The organism is Streptomyces sp. NPDC059787, from assembly GCF_042732315.1.
Classification (GTDB): Bacteria; Actinomycetota; Actinomycetes; order Streptomycetales; family Streptomycetaceae; genus Streptomyces; species Streptomyces atrovirens.
In genome coordinates, this window is sequence record NZ_JBHWHX010000069.1 from 1 (window position 1) to 19255 (window position 19255).

The window sequence follows — 19255 nt, forward strand, 5'->3', positions numbered from 1 at the left end:
GTGGCCGACAGGGTGCCGGGGTGGTCGGCCGGGGATCCCCGACCGGCCAGGCACCGGGGCGGACGGCCAGGAACCTCCAGCCGGCCAGGTGTCCTGGCTGACGGCCAGGCGTCCCCGGCCGGCCGAGCACCGGGGCGGACGGCCCGGGATCCCCGACCGGCCAGGCACCGGGGCGGACGGCCGGGTTTCCCGGCGGGGAGCCGAGGCCGTCAGCCCGGCCTCCCCGGCGGAGAGAGCCTGGGCGATCGGTCCGGACCCCCGGCGGAGAGAGCCTGGGCGATCGGTCCGGACCCTCGGTGGAGAAAGCCGGGACGATCAAGCCGAGCCCCCGGCGGAGAAGGTGCCGTGATGATCAGCCCGCCCCCTCACGGCGGAGAGCCGGGCGGCCGTCAGGACGTACTTCGGCTGCTGAGGTCGAAGCGGTCCCGGAGCAGGACGAGCAGGGCGGCGGCGAGTGCGGTGACCGCCGCCGACACGCCCTGCCCGGCCGCGGTGAACGGGGCGAGCGGGCCGTCCCCGCCGGCCCGGGCGGCGTCCGCCGTGAGCAGCAGCGCGATCCAGCCGCCGCCGACGAGGGACGGGGCGAGTACCGGACCGAGCCGGGCGGTCAGCGCGAGTCCGGTCGCGGTGAGCGCGAGGGCGGGCAGCAGCCAGGCCAGGGCGCGCAGCCCGTACCCGGGCAGGGCGAGCGTGGCCAGCCCGTTGAGGCCGAGCCCGGCGCCGAGCACCGCCACCGTGCGGATCATCAGCAGCCGGAAGCCGTGCGTCGGGGCGACGACCGCCATCTCGTACGTCGGGTCCAGCGCGGGCCCGTACGACAGCGCGACCCCGGCGAGCGGCAGCAGCGGTGCGAGGGCGAGGAAGAGGGTGGGTGAGCCGCCGGTGCCGTGACCGGCGGTGACGGCCGCCGTGAGCAGGAGGACGGCGGTGACCGCGCCCAGCCAGGAGCGGCGCAGCGCCGGGGTGGCGACGAGCAGCCGCGCGGTGTGGTCGGCGATGCCGAGCCGCAGCAGCAGCGACTCCAGGAATCCGGGCCGGGGCACGTCCAGTTCGGCGTCGAGCCGTTCCCATCCGGCGTCGAGGGCGACGGGGTCGCTCACCCCGGCGAGGACGGCCCGGCAGTGCGCGCAGGTGGTGAGGTGGGTGTCGGCCGACCACAGCAGGGGCGCGGGGAGGCCGCCCCGCGCGTAGGCCCGCAGGTCCTCCTCGGACACGTGCCAGCCCGTCGTTCCGTACGTCATGCCAGCGCCTCCCGGAGTTGCCTGCGGGCCCGCATCGCCCGCGTCTTGACCGTGCCCGGCGGGATGCCGAGCAGGACGGCGGCCTCACGGGTGGTCAGCCCGTCGACGACCGTCGCCTGGAGCACCGCGCGCAGTTCCGGCGACAGCCGGACCAGCGCACCGGCGAGGTCCCCGTGCTCCACCCCCGCGAGCACGCGGTCCTCCGCCGACGCCTCGTCCCGGTGCCGCAGCCGCGCCAGCGTCTGCCGCAGCCGGCCCCGCGCACCGGCGCCGCGCAGGGCGTCGACCAGCCGGCGCGAGGCGATCCGCCACAGCCAGCCGGCCGCGTCCCCGTCCTCCCGGTACCGTGCGCTCCCCCGCCACACCGCCAGGAACGTCTCCTGTACGACGTCGTCGACGATCCCCGTGTCGGCGCACCTGCCGCGCATCCGGGCGGTCAGCCACGGCGCGTACCGCCGGTACAGCTCCTCGAAGGCGCGCCGGTCCCCGTCCGCCGCGACGGCGCGCAACAGCTCCCCGTCGCTTCTCGTTTCGCTCACATCCCCTCATCGGACGACCCCCGCCGACCGGTTCACGGGAGCGCGATTGACTTTCCCGCCACCTTGCACCACCCTTTCACTACTCAATTAGTGAAAGGGTGGTTGTCGAGTGATCGACTACCGCATCGACCGGCACAGCGGCGTGGCCACCTACGTCCAGATCGTGCAGCAGACCAAACAGGCCCTGCGCCTCGGCCTGCTGGCACCCGGCGACAAGCTGCCCACGGCCCGCGAGGTCGTCGAGGCCACCGCCGTCAACCCCAACACCGTGCTGAAGGCCTACCGCGAGCTGGAACGCGAGGGCCTGGTGGAGGCCCGGCGCGGCCTCGGCACCTTCGTACGGCGCTCCCTGGGCGCCGCTCCCGCCGACTCCCCGCTCCGCGCGGAGCTGGAGGACTGGGCGGCGCGGGCCCGTGCGGCCGGCCTGGAGCGAGAGGACGTGGCCGCGCTCTTCACCGCCGTACTCGAAACCCACTACCCGGTACGAACGCCGGACCCCGCATCTCCGAAGACCTCTCAGGGAGACCCTTCATGACCGTCCCGGCCATCGAGGCGGACGCGCTCGGCAAGCGCTTCGGCCGACGCGCCGCACGGGCGCTGCGCGACTGTTCCTTCCGGCTGCCCGCCGGCCGCGTCTGCGCCGTCGTCGGCCCCAACGGCGCGGGCAAGTCCACACTGCTCGCGATCGCCGCCGGGCTGCTCGCCCCCACCGACGGCACGATCACCGTCCTCGGCACCGACCCGTCGACGGCCCGCCCCCGGGTGGGCTTCGTCGACCAGGACAAGCCGCTGTACCCGCAGCTCACGGTCGGCGAGACGCTGCGCATGGGCGCCGATCTGAACCCCGGCCGCTGGGACGCGGACACCGCGCGGCGGATCGTGGCCGGCGGCGACCTGGACCCGGACAAGCGCATCCGCTCCCTCTCCGGCGGACAGCGCACCCGCGTCGCTCTCGCGCTCGCCCTCGCCAAGCGCCCCGAACTGCTGCTCCTGGACGAGCCGATGGCCGACCTCGACCCGCTGGCCCGCCACGAGCTGATGGGCGTACTGATGGGTCAGGCCGCCGCGCACGGCACGACGATCGTGATGTCCTCGCACGTCGTCGCCGAGCTGGAGGACTCCTGCGACCACCTGCTGCTGATCGGCGGCGGCCGGGTCCGCCTGGCCGGTGGGATCGACGACCTGCTGGCCGCCCACGCCCGCGTCTCCGCCCCGGCGGCGACCGGCCTGGCCCCGCACGACGTCGTGGAGTCCCGCGCCACCGGCCGCCAGGTCAGCGCGCTGATCCGCCCGTCCGGCCCGCTGCCCGGCGACTGGCGCACCGGCACGCCCTCCCTGGAGGAGCTCGTCCTGTCCTACCTGCGCAACCCCGAGGCCCCCACCCCGGCCGACCCCATGGAGGCCGCCGCATGACCGCCCCGGCCACCACCGACCGTCCCGCCCACGCGCCCCGGCAGCTGCGCTGGCTGTACCGGCTGCACCGCCCGGCCCTCCTCACCGGTGCGGCGATCACGCTGCTGCTCGGCGCGGCCCTGCTGTGGCTCGGCGGCCCGCTCACCGACGCCTCGGCGGCGGCCTGGAAGCAGTACAACACCTGCGGCCTCACCGGGAGATGCGGCTACGACCAGAACTCGATCACGCTCTACGAGGACGTCTACACCTACACGACCTTCGCCGTGCTCGCCGTGCCGTTCCTGGTCGCCGCCTGGGCCGGCGGCTCGCTGACCGGCCGCGAGATGGAGTCCGGCACGGCCCGCCTCGCCTGGACCCAGAGTGTCTCCCCGGCCCGCTGGCTGGCCTCCCGGCTCGCCTTCCCGGCCGTGCTGACCGCCGCCGCGACCGGGCTGCTGGTCTGCCTGCACCGTCTGGCCTGGACGGCGGCCGACGGCCGCATCGACACCGCCCTGTCGTGGGACCACTACCCCACGTTCTACGCCGACGGCACCGTCCCGGTGGCCCTGGCCCTGGCCGGACTGGCCGTGGGCGTCCTCGCGGGGCTGCTGCTGCGCCGCGCCCTGGCCGCGCTCGCCGCGGCCGCCGTCGTGCTCGGGGCGCTGTGGGCGGCCGTCCACGCCGCCCTGCCGCATCTGTGGCCCGCGGTCACCAGGGTCACCAGCCTGCGGGACGGCCCGGCCGGGGAGGGCCTCTGGATCGGCCAGGGCGTCCTGACCGCCGACGGCGACCGGCTGGCCGCTCCCTGCTACAGCAGCATGATGCCCGAGTGCGAGGCGGCACTGGCGGACCTCGACGCCGTCAGCTTCTACCGCGACTTCCACCCCGGCGCCCACTACTGGCCGCTCCACCTGGTCGCCTCCGGCGTCCTGCTCGCCGTCGCCGTGCTCCTGGCCTACGCGGCCTTCCGGCTGCTGCGCCGCCGCACGGCCTGACGCCCGCGCCCGTACGTCCCTCCCGGCGGGGAGGGACGTACGGCTCCCCGCGCCGGGTCCCGCGTCCCCCGTGGGCCGCCGCCCGATATCCCGGACGTCATGTCTCCTTAACCGTTGATTCAGACAGGCTTGCGACGCTCGGCCAATGAATCCCGCCGTGCCAGAGGCTTCACCGCCCCGAAGGGTGAACGGGGGGAACGGGAACGCCTCAGGGCCACCACCGCTCCCACCCGCGTTCTCCGACGCGCCCGTGACGCCGGTGGCGCGGAACAATGGGGTCATGAGCCAGCCCAGCACCCAGGCACAGGTACAGCACCCGCAGCCCTCCGTGGGCTCCATCGCCGCCCACCGCCCGCACACCGTGGCCGGATCGGTCTCCGATCTGGACCCCGACATCGACGCGGACCTCGACGGTTACGAGGAATCGCCGGCCGACGGCACCACCCCGCTCCCGCAGGGCCGTTTCCTCGACCGGGAACGAAGCTGGCTCGCGTTCAACGAACGCGTCCTCGAACTCGCCGAGGATCCCGACACCCCGCTGCTGGAGCGCGCCAACTTCCTCGCGATCTTCGCCAGCAACCTGGACGAGTTCTTCATGGTCCGCGTGGCCGGACTGAAGCGCCGTATCGCCACCGGCGTCGCCACCCGCTCCGCCTCCGGTCTCCAGCCGCGCGAGGTGCTGGAGATGATCTGGGCCCGCTCCCGCGAGCTGATGGCCCGGCACGCCGCCTGCTACCACGAGGACGTCGCCCCCGCGCTCGCGGAGGAGGGCATCCACCTGGTCCGCTGGAACGAGCTGGCGGAGAAGGAGCAGGCCCGCCTGTTCACCCTCTTCCGGCACCAGATCTTCCCGGTCCTCACCCCGCTCGCGGTCGACCCCGCGCACCCCTTCCCGTACATCTCGGGCCTGTCGCTGAACCTGGCCGTGGTCGTACGCAACCCGGTCACCGGGCACAGGCACTTCGCGCGGGTCAAGGTGCCGCCGCTGCTGTCCCGCTTCCTGGAGAGCTCCCCCGGCCGGTACGTCCCCATCGAGGACGTCATCGCCGCGCACCTGGAGGAGCTGTTCCCGGGCATGGAGGTGCTGCAGCACCACGCCTTCCGGCTCACCCGCAACGAGGACCTCGAGGTCGAGGAGGACGACGCGGAGAACCTGCTCCAGGCACTGGAGAAGGAGCTCATGCGGCGCCGCTTCGGGCCGCCGGTGCGCCTGGAGGTCGAGGAGTCCATCGACCGCGAGGTGCTGGACCTGCTGGTGCGCGAGCTGAAGGTCGGCGAGGCGGAGGTGTACCCGCTGCCGGGCCCGCTGGACCTCACCGGTCTCTTCCGCATCCACGGCCTGGACCGGCCCGAGCTGAAGTACCCGAAGTTCATCGCCGGCACGCACCGCGACCTGGCGGAGGTCGAGTCGGCGTCCCAGCCCGACGTCTTCGCCGCCCTGCGCAGCCGGGACGTGCTGCTGCACCACCCGTACGACTCGTTCTCCACCTCCGTGCAGGCGTTCCTGCAGCAGGCGGCCGAGGACCCCGACGTGCTGGCCATCAAGCAGACGCTGTACCGCACTTCGGGCGACTCCCCCATAGTCGACGCGCTGATCGACGCCGCCGAGGCCGGCAAGCAGGTGCTGGTCCTGGTCGAGATCAAGGCGCGTTTCGACGAGCACGCGAACATCAAGTGGGCACGCAAGCTGGAGGAGGCCGGCTGCCACGTCGTGTACGGCCTGGTCGGTCTGAAGACCCACTGCAAGCTGTCCCTGGTGGTCCGTCAGGAGGGCGAGACGCTACGGCGTTACAGCCACGTCGGCACCGGCAACTACCACCCGAAGACGGCCCGCCTCTACGAGGACCTCGGACTGCTCACCGCGGACCCGCAGGTCGGCGCGGACCTCTCCGACCTGTTCAACCGGCTCTCCGGCTACTCCCGCCGCGAGACCTACCGGCGCCTCCTCGTCGCCCCCAAGTCCCTGCGGGACGGCCTGGTCTCCCGCATCGACAAGGAGGCCCAGCACCACCGCGCCGGGCGGCCCGCCTACGTCCGCATCAAGGTCAACTCGATGGTCGACGAGGCCGTCATCGACGCCTGCTACCGGGCGTCGCAGGCCGGCGTCCCGGTGGACATCTGGGTGCGCGGCATCTGTGCGATCCGGCCGGGCGTGGCGGGCCTGTCGGAGAACGTGCGGGTACGGTCCGTCCTCGGCCGCTTCCTCGAACACTCCCGTGTCTTCGCCTTCGGCAACGGCGGCGAGCCCGAGGTGTGGTTCGGCAGCGCGGACATGATGCACCGCAACCTCGACCGCCGCATAGAGGCGCTGGTACGGGTCACCGACCCCGCGCACCGGGCGGCTCTGAACCGGCTGCTGGAGACCGGCATGTCGGACACCACCCAGTCCTGGCACCTCGCCGCGGACGGCGAGTGGACCCGGCACGCGACGGACGCGGACGGCCAGCCCCTGCGCAACGTCCAGGAGATGCTCATAGACGCCCGGAGGCGCCGGCGTGGCACAGCGACACCCTGACCCGACGGACCCCACGGCCCTGGCCGGCTATCTGCGGGCCCAGGCGACCGAGTTCCTCCGCGCGCTGCGCCTCCACCGGGAGACCGGTGCGGGCGCGGCGGCGTCGGAGGGTTCCGTCGAGGCGGCCCGCGCGCTGCGCCGCGCGGCCCGCCGCGTCAGCGCGAGCCTGCACACCTTCCAGCCGGTCCTGGACCCCGACTGGTCGGAGGCGATGCGCCCCGAACTGGCCTGGGTCTCCGGCACCCTGGCCCTGGAACACGCCTACGCCTCCCGCCTGGACCAGCTCCTCCTCGCCCTCCACCGCCTCTCGGGCGCTCTGCCCGTTCCCCAGCCGGCGGACACCACACGTCCGCAGCCTGCGGGCAGTCGTGCCGCTGGGGCGGCACGGGTGGGCGCTGGGGGTACCCCCTCCGGGGGAGGCACCTCGTCGGCGCCGAGCAGCGCAACCCCGCCCCCCGCCCCCCTGACACCGGAAGCGACCCACACCGACCCCGGTCGTCACAGCAGCAAGAGCGCAACCGGCGTCCTCTCCAAATCAGCCAACGGCACCGTCGTCCCCGCCCCCGACCGAGGCAACCTCACCGTAGGTGCCGCCAAGGCCGGCGCCCTGCTGGACCGCCAACTGACCCTGGCACGCACCAGAGCCCACTCCACCGCCCTCCAGGCCCTCGGCTCCTCCCGCTTCCACGCGATCGCCGACAAGGTCGCCGTACTCGCCAGCGAGGTCCCCCTCTCCCCGGCAGCGGCGGCAGCCGGCGCCGACCTCCGCCCGCTCGCCGACGCCGCGCGCGAGCGCCTCGCCGACGCCGTCGCCGCACTGCCCCTGCTCACCGCGGGCAGCCCGTACAACGCCGAGGCGCTGATCCACGGGCTCTCCCCGGACCCCGCCCCGCACCCGCAGGACGCTCCCTGGCACCAGGTCCGGCTCCTCCTGCGCCTGCACCGCTACGCCCTGGAGGTCCTCCAGGGCGGCCCGGATCCGGCCCTCCTCGCCGCCGGCGAGGCACTGGACCGGCACCGCGACGCCTCCGAGGCCGCGGCCGCCGCCGCGCAGGCGGCCCGCACCCCGCGGATCGCCCCGGCCACGGCGTACGCGCTGGGCGTGCTCCACGCCGACCAGCGGCATGAGGTGGAGGCGGCGCGGTACGCGTTCCAGCGGGCCTGGCGGAAGGAAGCCGTCGGCACGTTATAGGAAGCCGCCGGCACGTCACAGGGAGGCACCCGGTGAGCACCCCGCGCTCCGCGCACGCGCACTCGCACTCGCACTCGCACTCGCACGCACCGCACCGCACCCTCACCGTCCAGGCCGCCGGCTGCGTGCTGTGGCGCCGCTCCCCCGTGACCGGCGAGCTCGAGCTCTGCCTCGTGCACCGGCCGAAGTACGACGACTGGTCCTGGCCCAAGGGCAAGCTCAAGCCCGGCGAGGACCCGCTGGCCGGCGCCCTGCGCGAGGTCGCCGAGGAGACGGGCCACACGGCCGCCCCGGCCGCCGAGCTCCCCAGCGCGCACTACCTGGCCAAAGGCCGCCCGAAGCGGGTCCGCTACTGGGCGGCCGAAGCCGTCTCCGGCACGTTCGCCCCGAACGACGAGGTCGACCGCATCCTCTGGCTCTCCGCCGACGAGGCCCGACGACACCTCACCGAGGCCCGTGACCAGGCCCTCGTCGACGAGCTGATGCGGTCGTTCGAACACACGTAGCGGAATGGTGAACACCACCGGAATGATCACTTCGGCAAGGTCGCCGTGGCTCGTGCGCGTGTTGAGATGTGTGTGCACCAACTGGCACGTCACCCCAACTCACTAAAAAGACACGGGAGTTGTCAGCACGATGCACTTCAAGAAGAGCGCTGCATTCGTCGTGGCCGCAGCAGCGGTGGCCACCGGCGCGGCCATCGCCCCGGCCGCCGCGCAGAACAACGGCGTCTGCACCACCAGCGTCAGCTCGAACCTGTTCGGCGAGCTGTGTCTCTACTACAACTCCGGCCTGTCCGGCTCGCACGCCGACTTCAACGTGCCGACCCGGGACCACGCCGGCTACGTCTTCAGCTCCAGCGGCGCCGGCCAGGGCCAGGCCGTGAAGAACAACGCGGCCTCCGCCACCAACCTCGACACCGACTGCACCGCGAGCGTGTACTACAACAGCGGCTGGAGCGGCCCGGCCGACTACATCCCGGCCCGGTCGTCCGTGTCCCGTTTCACGAACGTCTACAACGAGAACGCCTCCAACCACTGGGAATGCCCGTGAGTCTGCGGCCGTGGGGGCGAGCACTCGTCCCCACGGCCGCGGCCGTCCTGCTCCTGACGGCCTGCGGTACCTCGTCCGACGAAGCCGACGCCCCGCGCGCCTCCGACGAGCCGGCCCGCACCACCCGCGTCGAGCTGGCCGCTCCGCCGGTCCAGCGCCCCATCGACCAGGCCCGGCTGCTGCCCTCCGAGCTGGCCGCGATCGGCCGCGCCGAGTCCATCACCCGCGCCGCCTGCATGCGCCGCTACGGTTTCGACTACCGCGTCAAGTTCACCCGTAGCCTGCACGCGACCATGCCGGACCGCTCCTACGGCGTCATGTCCGAGGACCAGGCCCGTCGCTACGGCTACCACATGGCGCCGGACGTCGACCCGCGGGTTCCTGCCAACACCCGCAAGGAGAGCGACCTCGTCACCTCCGAGCAGCCGAGGACGGCCGACGACCGCAAGATCCACAACCTGCTGCTCTACGGCACCGCGTCCGACCGCATCACCGGGACGGACGTCGAGCGCCTCGACGGCCCCCGGCCACTGAGCACACCCGAGGTCATCGGTGAGTACCGCGACCAGCCGGTCCGCGAGGGCGGCTGCTACGAGGAGGCGCGCACCGCGATCGTCGGCGACGGCGGCAGCGAGCGCAATCCGGTCGCCATGGACATCTACATCGCCGCCTTCCAGCAGGCGGAACGGGATCCGCAGGTCCGCGAGGTCGTCAAGGACTGGTCGTCGTGCATGGCCGCCGCGGGGTACGAGTACGACAGCCCGCTGGACGCCGGCACCGATCTGCCGACCGCCCAGGAACCGAGCGCCGACGCGCACGAGAAGGCGGTCGCCCTGGCCGACATCGCCTGCAAGGAGAAGACCTCCCTGATCCGCGTCTGGTCCGCCGCCGAGGCCCGTTACGAGCGCCCGGCGATGGAGAAGCGGAAGGAGGCCGTCGCCGCGGAGACGGAGCGCAAGGCCGCGATGGTCCGGCGGGCGCTCGAGGTCCTGGGCCGCACGGAGGGCGCGGCGAAGTAGGCCGCGTACGCCACCGGCCTCCAGGACGGGATCGCCCCGTGTCCTCGACGTAAGCGTTCCGTGACCTCACCGCACCGTCCGCAGGGGTTCACCCCCCGTTCATGTACGCCCATCGGCAGCTTCACCTGATCTGCCTAATTTCGGCCTTACCGATACGGGGCGCAGCCCGACAACGCGTCAGTATCACCCAGTCTTGATCGTCTTCAACGCCACTCCTCGCACGCCGCCGGATTCAGGACGGCGGCTTCTGGAAGGAACTCCCTCAAGTGAAGCTTCAGCGCAAGAACCGGCGGGCCCTCGCTCTCGGTGCTCTCGCCGTCTCCGGCGCCCTGGCCCTCACGGCGTGCGGCTCCGACGACACCGGTGACAGCGGCAGCGGCGACGCCACCACGAGCACGCAGGCCGGCAACATCAAGTGTGACGACGCCAGTGGCCAGCTCCTCGCCGACGGCTCGTCCGCGCAGAAGAACGCGATCGACGCGTGGGTGAAGCAGTTCGCCGCCGCGTGCAAGGGCGTCCAGATCAACTACAAGGGTGGCGGCTCCGGCGCCGGTATCACCGCGTTCACCCAGGGCACGGTCGGCTTCGCCGGCTCCGACTCCGCGCTGGACCCCGAGGAGATCACCGCCACCAAGGAGATCTGCTCCGGTGGCCAGGGCATCGACCTGCCGATGGTCGGCGGCCCGATCGCCGTGGCGTACAACCTCGAGGGTGTCGACAACCTCGTCCTGGACGCGCCGACCCTGGCGAAGATCTTCAGCGACAAGATCAAGAACTGGAACGACCCGGCGATCGCGAAGCTGAACCCCGACGCCGACCTGCCCGACCTCAAGATCCAGGCGTTCCACCGCTCCGAGGACTCCGGCACCACGGACAACTTCACCAAGTACCTGATCAAGACCACCCCGGAGAACTGGAAGTACGAGGGCGGCAAGGCCTGGACGGCCCCCGGCGGCCAGTCCGCGTCCGGCTCCTCCGGTGTCGCCCAGCAGGTCAAGCAGACCAACGGCGCGATCAGCTACATGGAGCTCTCCTACGCCAAGGGCTCCTCCGTGGTCGCCATCGACACGGGCGCCGCCGAGCCCGTCCAGGCCTCGGTCGACGGTGCCACCAAGGCCATCGCGGACGCCAAGATCGTCGGCACCGGCAAGGACCTGGCCCTGGAGCTGAACTACGCCACCAAGGCCGAGGGCGCCTACCCGATCACCCTGGTCACCTACGAGATCGTCTGCGACAAGGGCAACAAGGCGGAGAGCCTGCCGACCGTCAAGGCGTTCCTGAACTACATCGCCAGCGAGGACGGCCAGCAGCTCCTCGCCGACAACGACTACGCCCCCATGCCCGCCGAGATCATCACCAAGGTCCGCAGCACCATCGAGGGCCTGAGCTGACCTGAGTGTGCGGCCCGGTCCCCCCGCGGGACCGGGCCGCACCGTCCGGTGCACCGCCGCCAGGAGCCCCGCGCACAGCGGGGCGCCGCAGACCGGAGAACCCGATGGACATAACCACGAAGACACCTCCTTCCCCACCACAGCCGACCGTGGCCGAGCACAAGCGCACCGTCCGCGCCGCCACCCGTCCCGGAGACCGCGTCTTCCTCGGTCTCGCCCGTGGCTCGGGCATCTTCCTGCTGGTGATCATGGCCGCCATCGCGGTCTTCCTCACCTGGCGTGCCGCCATCGCCATCAGCGAGAACGAGGGCAACTTCCTCACGACCTTCGAGTGGAGCACCAGCGGCACCGAGCCGGTCTTCGGTATCGCGGTCCTGGCCTACGGCACGATCATCTCCTCGATCATCGCCATGGTCATCGCGGTCCCGATCGCCGTCGCCATCGCGCTGTTCCTCACCCACTACGCCCCGCGCAGGCTGAGCGGTCCGATCGCCTACGTGATCGACCTGCTCGCCGCCGTACCGTCCATCGTGTACGGCCTGTGGGGCGCCCTGATCCTCGTACCGCACATGAACGGCCTCTTCGGCTGGCTGAACGACTACTTCCGCTGGACCGGGATCTTCTCGTGGGAGGAAGGCCCGGCCCGCTCGATGCTCACCGTCGGCATCCTGCTCGCGATCATGATCCTGCCGATCATCACCAACGTGAGCCGCGAGGTGTTCAGGCAGGTCCCGCAGACGAACGAAGAGGCCGCCCTGGCCCTCGGCGCCACGCGCTGGGAGGTCATCCGGATGTCGGTGCTGCCCTTCGGCCGCTCCGGCGTGATCTCCGCCTCGATGCTCGGCCTCGGCCGCGCGCTCGGCGAGACGATGGCCGTCGCCACCGTGCTCTCCCCGGACTTCCTGATCCACGGCAGCCTGCTCAACCCGGGCGGCGGCACCTTCGCCCAGAACATCGCCAGCAAGTTCGGTGAGGCGAACGAGTTCGGCCGTGACGCGCTGATCGCCTCCGGTCTCGTCCTGTTCGTCATCACCCTGCTGGTCAACGGCGCGGCCCGCATGATCATCGCCCGCCGCAAGGAGTACTCGGGGGCCAACGCATGAGCACCACGACCGTCCAGCACCCGAGCACGCTCCAGGGTGCCCGGCTGCCGAAGTGGTCCCCCTGGGCCATCGCCGCGGGTTCGCTCGCCGTCTCCATCGGCCTCGGCCTGGCCACCGGCATCGAGAGCGAGGTCCAGTGGGGCCTGATCGCCGCGCTGCTCTTCGTCCTCGGTACGTACTTCATCGCCGCCGGCGTCGAGGGCAAGCGCCAGGCCAAGGACCGCGTCGCGACCTCGCTGGTCTGGGTCGCCTTCCTGCTCGCCGTGGTGCCGCTGGTCTCCCTGGTGTGGACGACCGTCACCCGCGGTGTGAAGGTCCTCGACGGCTACTTCCTGAGCCACTCCATGGGCGTCGTCGCCGACACCGAGGCCGGCGGTGGTATCTACCACGCCATCATCGGCACCGCGGAGCAGGTCGGCATCGCCACCCTGATCGCCGCGCCGATCGGCGTGCTCACCGCGATCTACCTGGTCGAGTACGGCCGCGGTCACCTGGCCCGCGCCGTCACCTTCTTCGTCGACGTGATGACCGGCATCCCGTCGATCGTCGCCGGTCTGTTCATCCTCAGCCTCCTGCTGATCTTCGACATGGGCTTCTCCGGCTTCGCGGGCGCCCTCTCCCTCGCGATCCTGATGATGCCGGTCGTGGTCCGCTCCACGGAGGAGATGCTCAAGCTCATCCCGAACGAGCTGCGTGAGGCGTCCCTGGCACTGGGCGTGCCCAAGTGGCGCACCATCCTGAAGGTGGTCCTGCCGACGGCGATCGGCGGTATCACCACCGGTGTGATGCTGGCGGTCGCCCGTATCGCCGGTGAGACCGCGCCCGTCCTGCTGCTGGTGTTCGGCAACCCGTTCATCAACAACAACCCCTTCGACGGGGCGCAGGCGTCACTGCCGCTGTACGTCTACCAGCAGTACGCGAACAGCGCGGGCTCGGAAGCGGCGTACGACCGCGCCTGGGCCGCGGCTCTCACCCTGATCGCCTTCGTGATGATCCTCAACCTGGCGGCCCGCGGAATCGCCCGCTGGAAGGCCCCGAAGACCGGTCGCTGACGCGGCCATACAGCGACCGATCGCAAGACTTTCCCGAAAGAAGCAGTGATTCGCATGGCCAAGCGCATTGATGTCAGCGGCCTCAACGCCTACTACGGCTCCTTCCTGGCCATCGAGGACATCTCGATGACCGTCGAGCCCCGCTCCGTGACGGCCTTCATCGGCCCGTCCGGCTGCGGCAAGTCCACCTTCCTGCGCACGCTCAACCGTATGCACGAGGTCACCCCCGGCGGCCGGGTGGACGGCAAGGTCATGCTCGACGACGAGAACCTCTACGGCGCCGGCATCGACCCGGTGTCCGTGCGCCGCGAGGTCGGCATGGTCTTCCAGCGCCCGAACCCGTTCCCGACGATGTCGGTGTACGACAACGTGGCGGCGGGCCTGCGCCTGAACGGAAAGTACAAGAAGTCCCAGCTGGACGACATCGTCGAGAAGTCCCTCAAGGGCGCCAACCTCTGGAACGAGGTCAAGGACCGCCTGAACAAGCCGGGCTCGGGTCTCTCCGGCGGTCAGCAGCAGCGCCTGTGCATCGCGCGGGCGATCGCGGTGGAACCGAAGGTCCTCCTCATGGACGAGCCCTGCTCCGCCCTGGACCCGATCTCCACCCTCGCCATCGAGGACCTGATCGGCGAGCTGAAGGAGCAGTTCACGATCGTCATCGTGACGCACAACATGCAGCAGGCGGCCCGCGTCTCCGACCGCACCGCCTTCTTCAACCTGGCGGCCGTCGGCCAGCCCGGCAAGCTGATCGAGATCGACGACACGGAACGCATCTTCTCCAACCCGTCGGTCCAGGCCACGGAGGACTACATCTCCGGCCGCTTCGGCTAGACCGCGGAACTCCTCGCGGTGCTGCATGGCGGTGCCACCGCGAGGCAAAAAGGGCCCGCCCCCGAAACCGGGGGCGGGCCCTTTCACATACCTGCGTACCTGCGTAACCGCCCGACTACGGACACCACTGCCGCCCAACTACGGACACCACTGCCGCCCGACTACGGACACCACTGCCGCCCGACTGCGGACACCACTGCCGCCCGACTGCGGGCAGTCGTGCCGCTGGGGCGGCACGGGTGGGCGCAGCGGCACCCCGCAAACGCCGGGCTGCGAAACAACCCCCCGCCCAGCACCCACACCGAGCACCGAGCACCGAGCACCGAGCACCGACCAGACCGGCTACAGCACAGTCAGATTCACCAGCCCGAACGACAACGCGGCCACAACAGCCGCCGCCGGCATGGTGATGAACCACCCGAGAACGATGTTCTTGGCGACACCCCACCGCACGGCGTTGACCCGCTTCGTCGCGCCGACACCCATGATCGCCGAGGTGATCACGTGCGTGGTGGAGATCGGGGCGTGGAAGATGAACGCCGACCCGAACATGATCGACGCACCGGTCGTCTCCGCGGCGAACCCCTGAGGCGGATCAAGCTCGATGATCTTCCGCCCCAACGTCCGCATGATGCGCCACCCACCCGCGTACGTCCCCGCGGACAGCATCAACGCACAGGCGATCTTCACCCACACCGGAATCGGATCGCCGTAGTCCTCGACATCCGCGATGACCAGCGCCATCACCACGATGCCCATCGTCTTCTGCGCGTCCTGCAGACCGTGCCCCAGCGCCATCCCCGCCGCGGAAACGGTCTGTGCGATCCGGAACCCCCGCTTCGCCTTGTGCGGGTTGGCCCGCCGGAACATCCACAGGATCGCGGTCATCACCAGATAACCGGCGAGCAGACCGATGACCGGCGACACGAACATCGGAATGACGATCTTGTCGACCACCCCGTGCCAGTAGACGGTGGTCCCCCCGGCCAGCGCGGCCCCGACCATGCCCCCGAACAGCGCGTGCGACGACGACGACGGCAGCCCGAAGTACCAGGTGATCAGGTTCCAGACGATCGCCCCGACCAGCGCGGCGAAGAGGATCCCCATCCCCTTCGACCCCTCGGGTGTCTGGATCACACCCTCACTGACGGTCTTGGCGACCCCGGAGCCCATGAACGCGCCGGCGAGGTTCATCACGGCCGCCATCGCCAGCGCCGCCCGGGGCGTCAGCGCCCGCGTCGACACGGACGTGGCGATCGCGTTCGCCGAGTCGTGGAAGCCGTTCGTATACGTGAAGAAGAGCGCGACGCCGATGGTCACGACCAGAGCGAAGGTGTCCATGAAGGGCTCAGGACTCCTTGACGGCGATGGTCTCCACCGTGTTCGCCACGTGCTCGAAGGCGTCGGCCGCCTCCTCCAGTACGTCCACGATCTGCTTGAGCTTCAGCACCTCGATCGCGTCGTACTTGCCGTTGAAGAGGTGGGCCAGCAGCTTGCGGTGGATCTGGTCGGCCTGGTTCTCCAGCCGGTTGACCTCGATCCAGTACTCGGTGAGGTTCTCCATGGTGCGCAGGTGCGGCATGGCCTCCGCGGTCAGCTCCGCCGCCCGCGCCAGGACCTCGATCTGCTGCTCGACGCCCTTGGGCAGTTCCTCGATGTTGTAGAGGACGACCAGGTCGACGGCCTCCTCCATGAAGTCCATGATGTCGTCGAGGGAGGACGCCAGGGCGTAGATGTCCTCACGGTCGAACGGCGTGATGAACGAGGAGTTCAGCTGGTGGAAGATCGCATGCGTGGCGTCGTCACCTGCGTGTTCCGCGGCCCGCATACGCTCTGCGATCTCGGCCCGGGCGGAGGGGTCCGCCCCGAGCAGTTCCATCAGGAGCTTCGAGCCCGTGACGATGTTGTCCGCGGACGCGGCGAACATGTCGTAGAAGCTCGTCTCCCTGGGGGTCAGACGAAAGCGCACGTGGGGTCCTCGGTGAGCATCGGTTTCGGTCAGGCTGATGCTAGGCGCATCATCCGGCCACGACGAACGGGCCGCCAACCAGTGTCGCCCATCGGGCAGAGTGATGAGTACGGGGGCGGTCCGAGGTCCGTTTCCGGCCGCTGCGCACGTCATCGGCCAAGAGGCCTATACCCAGCAAAGTTCGCTACCATATACCCACCAGGGGTATGTGTCGCCCGTCAGTGCACCAGGAGGACGCGATGACGACCACCGAGACCGGCGCGGACGCGCCCTTCGCCCCGGACGCGACGGGCCTCGTGACCGATCACGACCACGGCGTCCACGGCTATCACAAGCAGAAGCAGGAACACCTCAAACGCCTGCGCCGTATCGAGGGCCAGATCCGCGGCCTGCAGCGCATGGTCGACGAGGACGTCTACTGCATCGACATACTCACCCAGGTGTCCGCCTCCACCAAGGCGCTGCAGTCGTTCGCGCTGCAACTGCTGGAGGAGCACCTGCGCCACTGTGTCGCGGACGCGGCCGTCAAGGGCGGTGACGAGATCGACGCGAAGGTCAAGGAGGCGACGCAGGCCATCGCCCGTATGCTCCGGACCTGACCGGCCGCGTCAGGGACGGTCCGGTTCCGTCCGCGCCTCGGCCACCCTCAGCACCTCGTCGATGCTCTCCAGGCTGAGCCGCTCCTCGGCGTTGGAGGCGGCGATGATCAGCTCCCCGCAGAGTTCGATCTCGGCGAGCGCCACGTGGTCCTGCACCGGAACCGTCCCACCGCCGAGCGGTGCCACGCGCCTCACCTCGTCTCCGTCGTCACCGACTTCCTAGAGTAGGGAGCGCCCTACACACCGCGCATGGCACGGAAGGGCTAGTTCAGGCCGGTCACTCCCGGCCTCCTCCTGACCTCACGCATGGCCTCACTCCGCGGCGATCCGGCCCGCGTAGATGTCCTCGCCCTCGGGAAGCCGTACGTCGGCCGGGGCCCCGAAGTCGTACAGCAGCGTGGTCGAGGCGACCGCGACGGGTTCGTCCTGCCGGCCGTTGACGAAGCTGAACCGGTGCCGGAGCTTGCGGATCCGCCCCTCGTCGTCGAGGTAGGCGTCGAACGGCACCCGCGCGGTGGCGAACCCTTTCGCCGCCGCGCCCAGCGCCTCCCGGTTCGCCTCCGAGGCGTCCTGCGAGGCGTGCCGCAGGTCGGCGGTCCCCCGGTAGTGGCGCACCTTCGCCCCCGCGACCTCGGTCCGCTCCACGAACGTCGCCGACCGCGTCCCGCGCAGCACCTCGGCGGCGGCGAACGGATCGGTCGCCCCACCGGTGACGAGGTTCCCGTCGGACAGCGTCCCGGTGTCCACCCGCACCCACTTGTCGGCGGGCACCCCGGCGCCCCGGTTCTTCATGAAGAGCGCGCCTGGAGCGAGCAGTTCGGTGATGGGCCGCCGGACGACCTTCCCGGCCGGATCCCGCGGCAGCAGCACCTTCAGCCGCCCGAGCCGCTTGCGGTAGTCGTACACGCCCTCGCCCCGGATGGTGACCCGGGTCCCGCCGGTCGCCATCTCCAGGGAGGTGGTCGCCTTGGAACTCCCGGCGTCCACGAGCGCGTCGGCGGCTCCCCTCAGCACCCGCACGGGATCCCCGGCGGGAGCCTCTCGGCCCGAGGCGTCGCTTCTCGCACAGCCCACGCCACCGAGCCCCAGACAGCACACCACCCCGATCCCAGCCACCACGCCGCGCATCCGAGCCATGCCCGGTTAACGACCGATAAATGACCCCGTCACGCCGACGAGCAGGGCGCTACCGTGGTCGACGTGCCGCACCAGGACGACGCCCCGCTCCCCGCCCCCCACACCACGACCACCACCGAACAGGGCCCCTTCTGCACGGCCCACTGCACCTGCGGCTGGCGAGGCCCCGCCAGAAGAGCCAGAAGCCAAGCCAGAAAAGACGCCGCGAACCACACGGGCGAGTGACGCAACTACACGTAACTGCGAACACCCCTGCCGCGTAACTGCGGCCAATCGTGCCGCCCAACTGCACGCAACTGCGGGCAATCGTGCCGCTGGGGCGGCACGGGTGGGCGCAGCGGCACCTCGTAAGCGCCGAGCGGCGCAACACCCCCCGCCCAGCAGCAGAAGCGGCTCAGGCCGCCAGGTCCCGCTGCTCCGCCCCCGGCGTCCCACTCCGCGAGGCCCCCGGAGCGACCCGCCCCCGCTCGACCTTCCGCCGCGCGGAAACCAGCCACCCACCCCTAGGCGACCGCTCGATCGCCCGCATCAACGGCGTCAGCAACGCCATGGCGACGGGCGACAACAGCAACGCGACAGCCGTACCGAGCGCGAGCCCACCCACGACGTCCGTCGGATAGTGCACACCCATGTAGACCCGGATGAACCCGCCCAACAACCCCAGCACCAGCCCGACGATCCCGAGCCGCCGGTTGACCAGGAACAGCCCCACCGCCAACGCCATGCAGAGCGTCGCGTGGTCACTGACGAACGAGTAGTCGTCCTTCCCGTCGACCAGGACCTCGAGCCCCTCATGGTCGAGGAAGGGCCGGCGCCTCTCCACGAACCCACGTATCGGCACGTTCACCAGCACCGCGACGCCCGCCGCGAGCGGGGCCCACACCAGGCCCGCCACGGCCGGAGCCGCATCCTCGCCGCCCCGCCGCCTGACACCCCACCAGCACCACACCAGCAGCCCCACCAAGGCGAACAGCAGGCCGAACTCGCCCACGAACTCCATGACGTGGTCGAACCACGTCGGTGCGGCCTTCGCCAGGCCGTTGATGTCATAGAGCAGGTCGACGTCGGGGTTCGACCCGGAATCGGCGAGTCCAGCCATGGTGCTGCGGCCCCTTCGTCATGTCTTCCGGCGCACGGTTCGCACGCCGCTCCTGCCACCCCCGTGGTCTGTAGATCCGCTCGTTCGATCGGCTACGACAACAGGAACGCACGGCCCCCGTTGATACG

General features: G+C 70.9%; 20 protein-coding genes. 13 read left to right on the plus strand and 7 right to left on the minus strand.

Annotation, left to right across the window (positions count from 1 at the left end; genetic code table 11):
• Positions 1 to 389: 389 nt before the first annotated feature.
• Positions 390 to 1241: a zf-HC2 domain-containing protein gene (locus ACFV5H_RS35310; protein ID WP_385198858.1), complete on the minus strand. Its 852-nt coding sequence runs from the start codon at positions 1239 to 1241 to the stop codon at positions 390 to 392.
• The gene (locus ACFV5H_RS35315) at positions 1238 to 1780 is read right to left on the minus strand and encodes an RNA polymerase sigma factor (RefSeq protein WP_385198860.1); all 543 of its coding nucleotides are present in this window, start codon (positions 1778 to 1780) and stop codon (positions 1238 to 1240) included. Before ACFV5H_RS35315 ends, ACFV5H_RS35310 begins: the two co-directional genes overlap by 4 nt.
• 109 nt (positions 1781 to 1889) lie before the next feature.
• On the opposite strand from ACFV5H_RS35315, the gene ACFV5H_RS35320 reads away from it, so the two are divergent.
• The 12 genes from ACFV5H_RS35320 to pstB all read left to right on the plus strand — a co-directional run bounded on the left by ACFV5H_RS35320 (position 1890) and on the right by pstB (position 14323).
• The gene (locus ACFV5H_RS35320) at positions 1890 to 2315 is read left to right on the plus strand and encodes a GntR family transcriptional regulator (RefSeq protein WP_385198861.1); all 426 of its coding nucleotides are present in this window, start codon (positions 1890 to 1892) and stop codon (positions 2313 to 2315) included.
• On the plus strand, positions 2312 to 3193 hold the full coding sequence (locus ACFV5H_RS35325; protein WP_385050484.1) for an ABC transporter ATP-binding protein: 882 nt from the start codon (positions 2312 to 2314) through the stop codon (positions 3191 to 3193). The genes ACFV5H_RS35320 and ACFV5H_RS35325 overlap by 4 nt, the downstream gene beginning before the upstream one ends.
• Positions 3190 to 4167: an ABC transporter permease gene (locus ACFV5H_RS35330; protein WP_385198863.1), complete on the plus strand. Its 978-nt coding sequence runs from the start codon at positions 3190 to 3192 to the stop codon at positions 4165 to 4167. The genes ACFV5H_RS35325 and ACFV5H_RS35330 overlap by 4 nt, the downstream gene beginning before the upstream one ends.
• Before the next feature lie 280 nt (positions 4168 to 4447).
• Positions 4448 to 6682 carry an RNA degradosome polyphosphate kinase gene (locus ACFV5H_RS35335; RefSeq protein ID WP_385050480.1) on the plus strand — a complete coding sequence of 745 codons (2235 nt, stop codon included), beginning with the start codon at positions 4448 to 4450 and terminating at the stop codon, positions 6680 to 6682.
• Positions 6663 to 7874 carry a CHAD domain-containing protein gene (locus ACFV5H_RS35340; protein ID WP_385050478.1) on the plus strand — a complete coding sequence of 404 codons (1212 nt, stop codon included), beginning with the start codon at positions 6663 to 6665 and terminating at the stop codon, positions 7872 to 7874. Before ACFV5H_RS35335 ends, ACFV5H_RS35340 begins: the two co-directional genes overlap by 20 nt.
• Before the next feature lie 32 nt (positions 7875 to 7906).
• Complete coding sequence (locus ACFV5H_RS35345; protein WP_385198864.1) at positions 7907 to 8380, plus strand: NUDIX hydrolase; 474 nt, start codon at positions 7907 to 7909, stop codon at positions 8378 to 8380.
• Positions 8381 to 8510: 130 nt separating this feature from the next.
• Complete coding sequence (locus tag ACFV5H_RS35350; protein WP_385050474.1) at positions 8511 to 8927, plus strand: peptidase inhibitor family I36 protein; 417 nt, start codon at positions 8511 to 8513, stop codon at positions 8925 to 8927.
• Positions 8924 to 9946, plus strand: a complete 1023-nt coding sequence (locus ACFV5H_RS35355; RefSeq protein WP_385050472.1) for a hypothetical protein — start codon at positions 8924 to 8926, stop codon at positions 9944 to 9946. Before ACFV5H_RS35350 ends, ACFV5H_RS35355 begins: the two co-directional genes overlap by 4 nt.
• Positions 9947 to 10212: 266 nt before the next feature.
• The gene (gene pstS / locus ACFV5H_RS35360; protein WP_385050471.1) at positions 10213 to 11337 is read left to right on the plus strand and encodes a phosphate ABC transporter substrate-binding protein PstS; all 1125 of its coding nucleotides are present in this window, start codon (positions 10213 to 10215) and stop codon (positions 11335 to 11337) included.
• 104 nt (positions 11338 to 11441) lie between these two features.
• Positions 11442 to 12440 (plus strand): phosphate ABC transporter permease subunit PstC, encoded by a 999-nt coding sequence (pstC, locus tag ACFV5H_RS35365; RefSeq protein ID WP_385057395.1) that lies wholly within the window; start codon positions 11442 to 11444, stop codon positions 12438 to 12440.
• Complete coding sequence (pstA, locus tag ACFV5H_RS35370; protein ID WP_385057393.1) at positions 12437 to 13492, plus strand: phosphate ABC transporter permease PstA; 1056 nt, start codon at positions 12437 to 12439, stop codon at positions 13490 to 13492. Before pstC ends, pstA begins: the two co-directional genes overlap by 4 nt.
• A gap of 54 nt (positions 13493 to 13546) precedes the next feature.
• Positions 13547 to 14323: a phosphate ABC transporter ATP-binding protein PstB gene (pstB, locus tag ACFV5H_RS35375; protein ID WP_030864109.1), complete on the plus strand. Its 777-nt coding sequence runs from the start codon at positions 13547 to 13549 to the stop codon at positions 14321 to 14323.
• A gap of 342 nt (positions 14324 to 14665) precedes the next feature.
• Here the strand turns inward: pstB and pitH are convergent, their stop codons facing one another.
• Entirely contained in the window at positions 14666 to 15664 is a 999-nt protein-coding gene (gene pitH / locus ACFV5H_RS35380; RefSeq protein ID WP_385057391.1) for a low-affinity phosphate transporter PitH, read from the minus strand.
• 7 nt (positions 15665 to 15671) lie between these two features.
• Entirely contained in the window at positions 15672 to 16292 is a 621-nt protein-coding gene (locus tag ACFV5H_RS35385; protein ID WP_030864104.1) for a DUF47 domain-containing protein, read from the minus strand.
• Between the two features lie 239 nt (positions 16293 to 16531).
• Here ACFV5H_RS35385 and ACFV5H_RS35390 point away from each other — a divergent pair, with 239 nt between their 5' ends.
• Positions 16532 to 16891: a metal-sensitive transcriptional regulator gene (locus ACFV5H_RS35390; RefSeq protein ID WP_385057388.1), complete on the plus strand. Its 360-nt coding sequence runs from the start codon at positions 16532 to 16534 to the stop codon at positions 16889 to 16891.
• Between the two features lie 9 nt (positions 16892 to 16900).
• Here the strand turns inward: ACFV5H_RS35390 and ACFV5H_RS35395 are convergent, their stop codons facing one another.
• The 3 genes from ACFV5H_RS35395 to ACFV5H_RS35405 all read right to left on the minus strand — a co-directional run bounded on the left by ACFV5H_RS35395 (position 16901) and on the right by ACFV5H_RS35405 (position 19127).
• Positions 16901 to 17086, minus strand: a complete 186-nt coding sequence (locus tag ACFV5H_RS35395) for a hypothetical protein (RefSeq protein WP_078914047.1) — start codon at positions 17084 to 17086, stop codon at positions 16901 to 16903.
• 117 nt (positions 17087 to 17203) lie between these two features.
• On the minus strand, positions 17204 to 18028 hold the full coding sequence (locus tag ACFV5H_RS35400; RefSeq protein ID WP_385198866.1) for a hypothetical protein: 825 nt from the start codon (positions 18026 to 18028) through the stop codon (positions 17204 to 17206).
• Between the two features lie 394 nt (positions 18029 to 18422).
• Positions 18423 to 19127, minus strand: a complete 705-nt coding sequence (locus tag ACFV5H_RS35405; protein WP_385198867.1) for a phosphatase PAP2 family protein — start codon at positions 19125 to 19127, stop codon at positions 18423 to 18425.
• Positions 19128 to 19255 lie beyond the last annotated feature (128 nt).

Bases quoted from the DNA above. Each gene is read 5' to 3' on its own strand.
- ACFV5H_RS35310 (WP_385198858.1), bottom strand. From the start codon at position 1,241: ATGACGTACGGAACGACGGGCTGGCACGTGTCCGAGGAGGACCTGCGG.
- ACFV5H_RS35325 (WP_385050484.1), top strand. From the start codon at position 2,312: ATGACCGTCCCGGCCATCGAGGCGGACGCGCTCGGCAAGCGCTTCGGC.
- ACFV5H_RS35330 (WP_385198863.1), top strand. From the start codon at position 3,190: ATGACCGCCCCGGCCACCACCGACCGTCCCGCCCACGCGCCCCGGCAG.
- ACFV5H_RS35335 (WP_385050480.1), top strand. From the start codon at position 4,448: ATGAGCCAGCCCAGCACCCAGGCACAGGTACAGCACCCGCAGCCCTCC.
- ACFV5H_RS35350 (WP_385050474.1), top strand. From the start codon at position 8,511: ATGCACTTCAAGAAGAGCGCTGCATTCGTCGTGGCCGCAGCAGCGGTG.
- pstC (WP_385057395.1), top strand. From the start codon at position 11,442: ATGGACATAACCACGAAGACACCTCCTTCCCCACCACAGCCGACCGTG.
- pstA (WP_385057393.1), top strand. From the start codon at position 12,437: ATGAGCACCACGACCGTCCAGCACCCGAGCACGCTCCAGGGTGCCCGG.
- pstB (WP_030864109.1), top strand. From the start codon at position 13,547: ATGGCCAAGCGCATTGATGTCAGCGGCCTCAACGCCTACTACGGCTCC.
- pitH (WP_385057391.1), bottom strand. From the start codon at position 15,664: ATGGACACCTTCGCTCTGGTCGTGACCATCGGCGTCGCGCTCTTCTTC.
- ACFV5H_RS35390 (WP_385057388.1), top strand. From the start codon at position 16,532: ATGACGACCACCGAGACCGGCGCGGACGCGCCCTTCGCCCCGGACGCG.
- ACFV5H_RS35400 (WP_385198866.1), bottom strand. From the start codon at position 18,028: ATGGCTCGGATGCGCGGCGTGGTGGCTGGGATCGGGGTGGTGTGCTGT.
- ACFV5H_RS35405 (WP_385198867.1), bottom strand. From the start codon at position 19,127: ATGGCTGGACTCGCCGATTCCGGGTCGAACCCCGACGTCGACCTGCTC.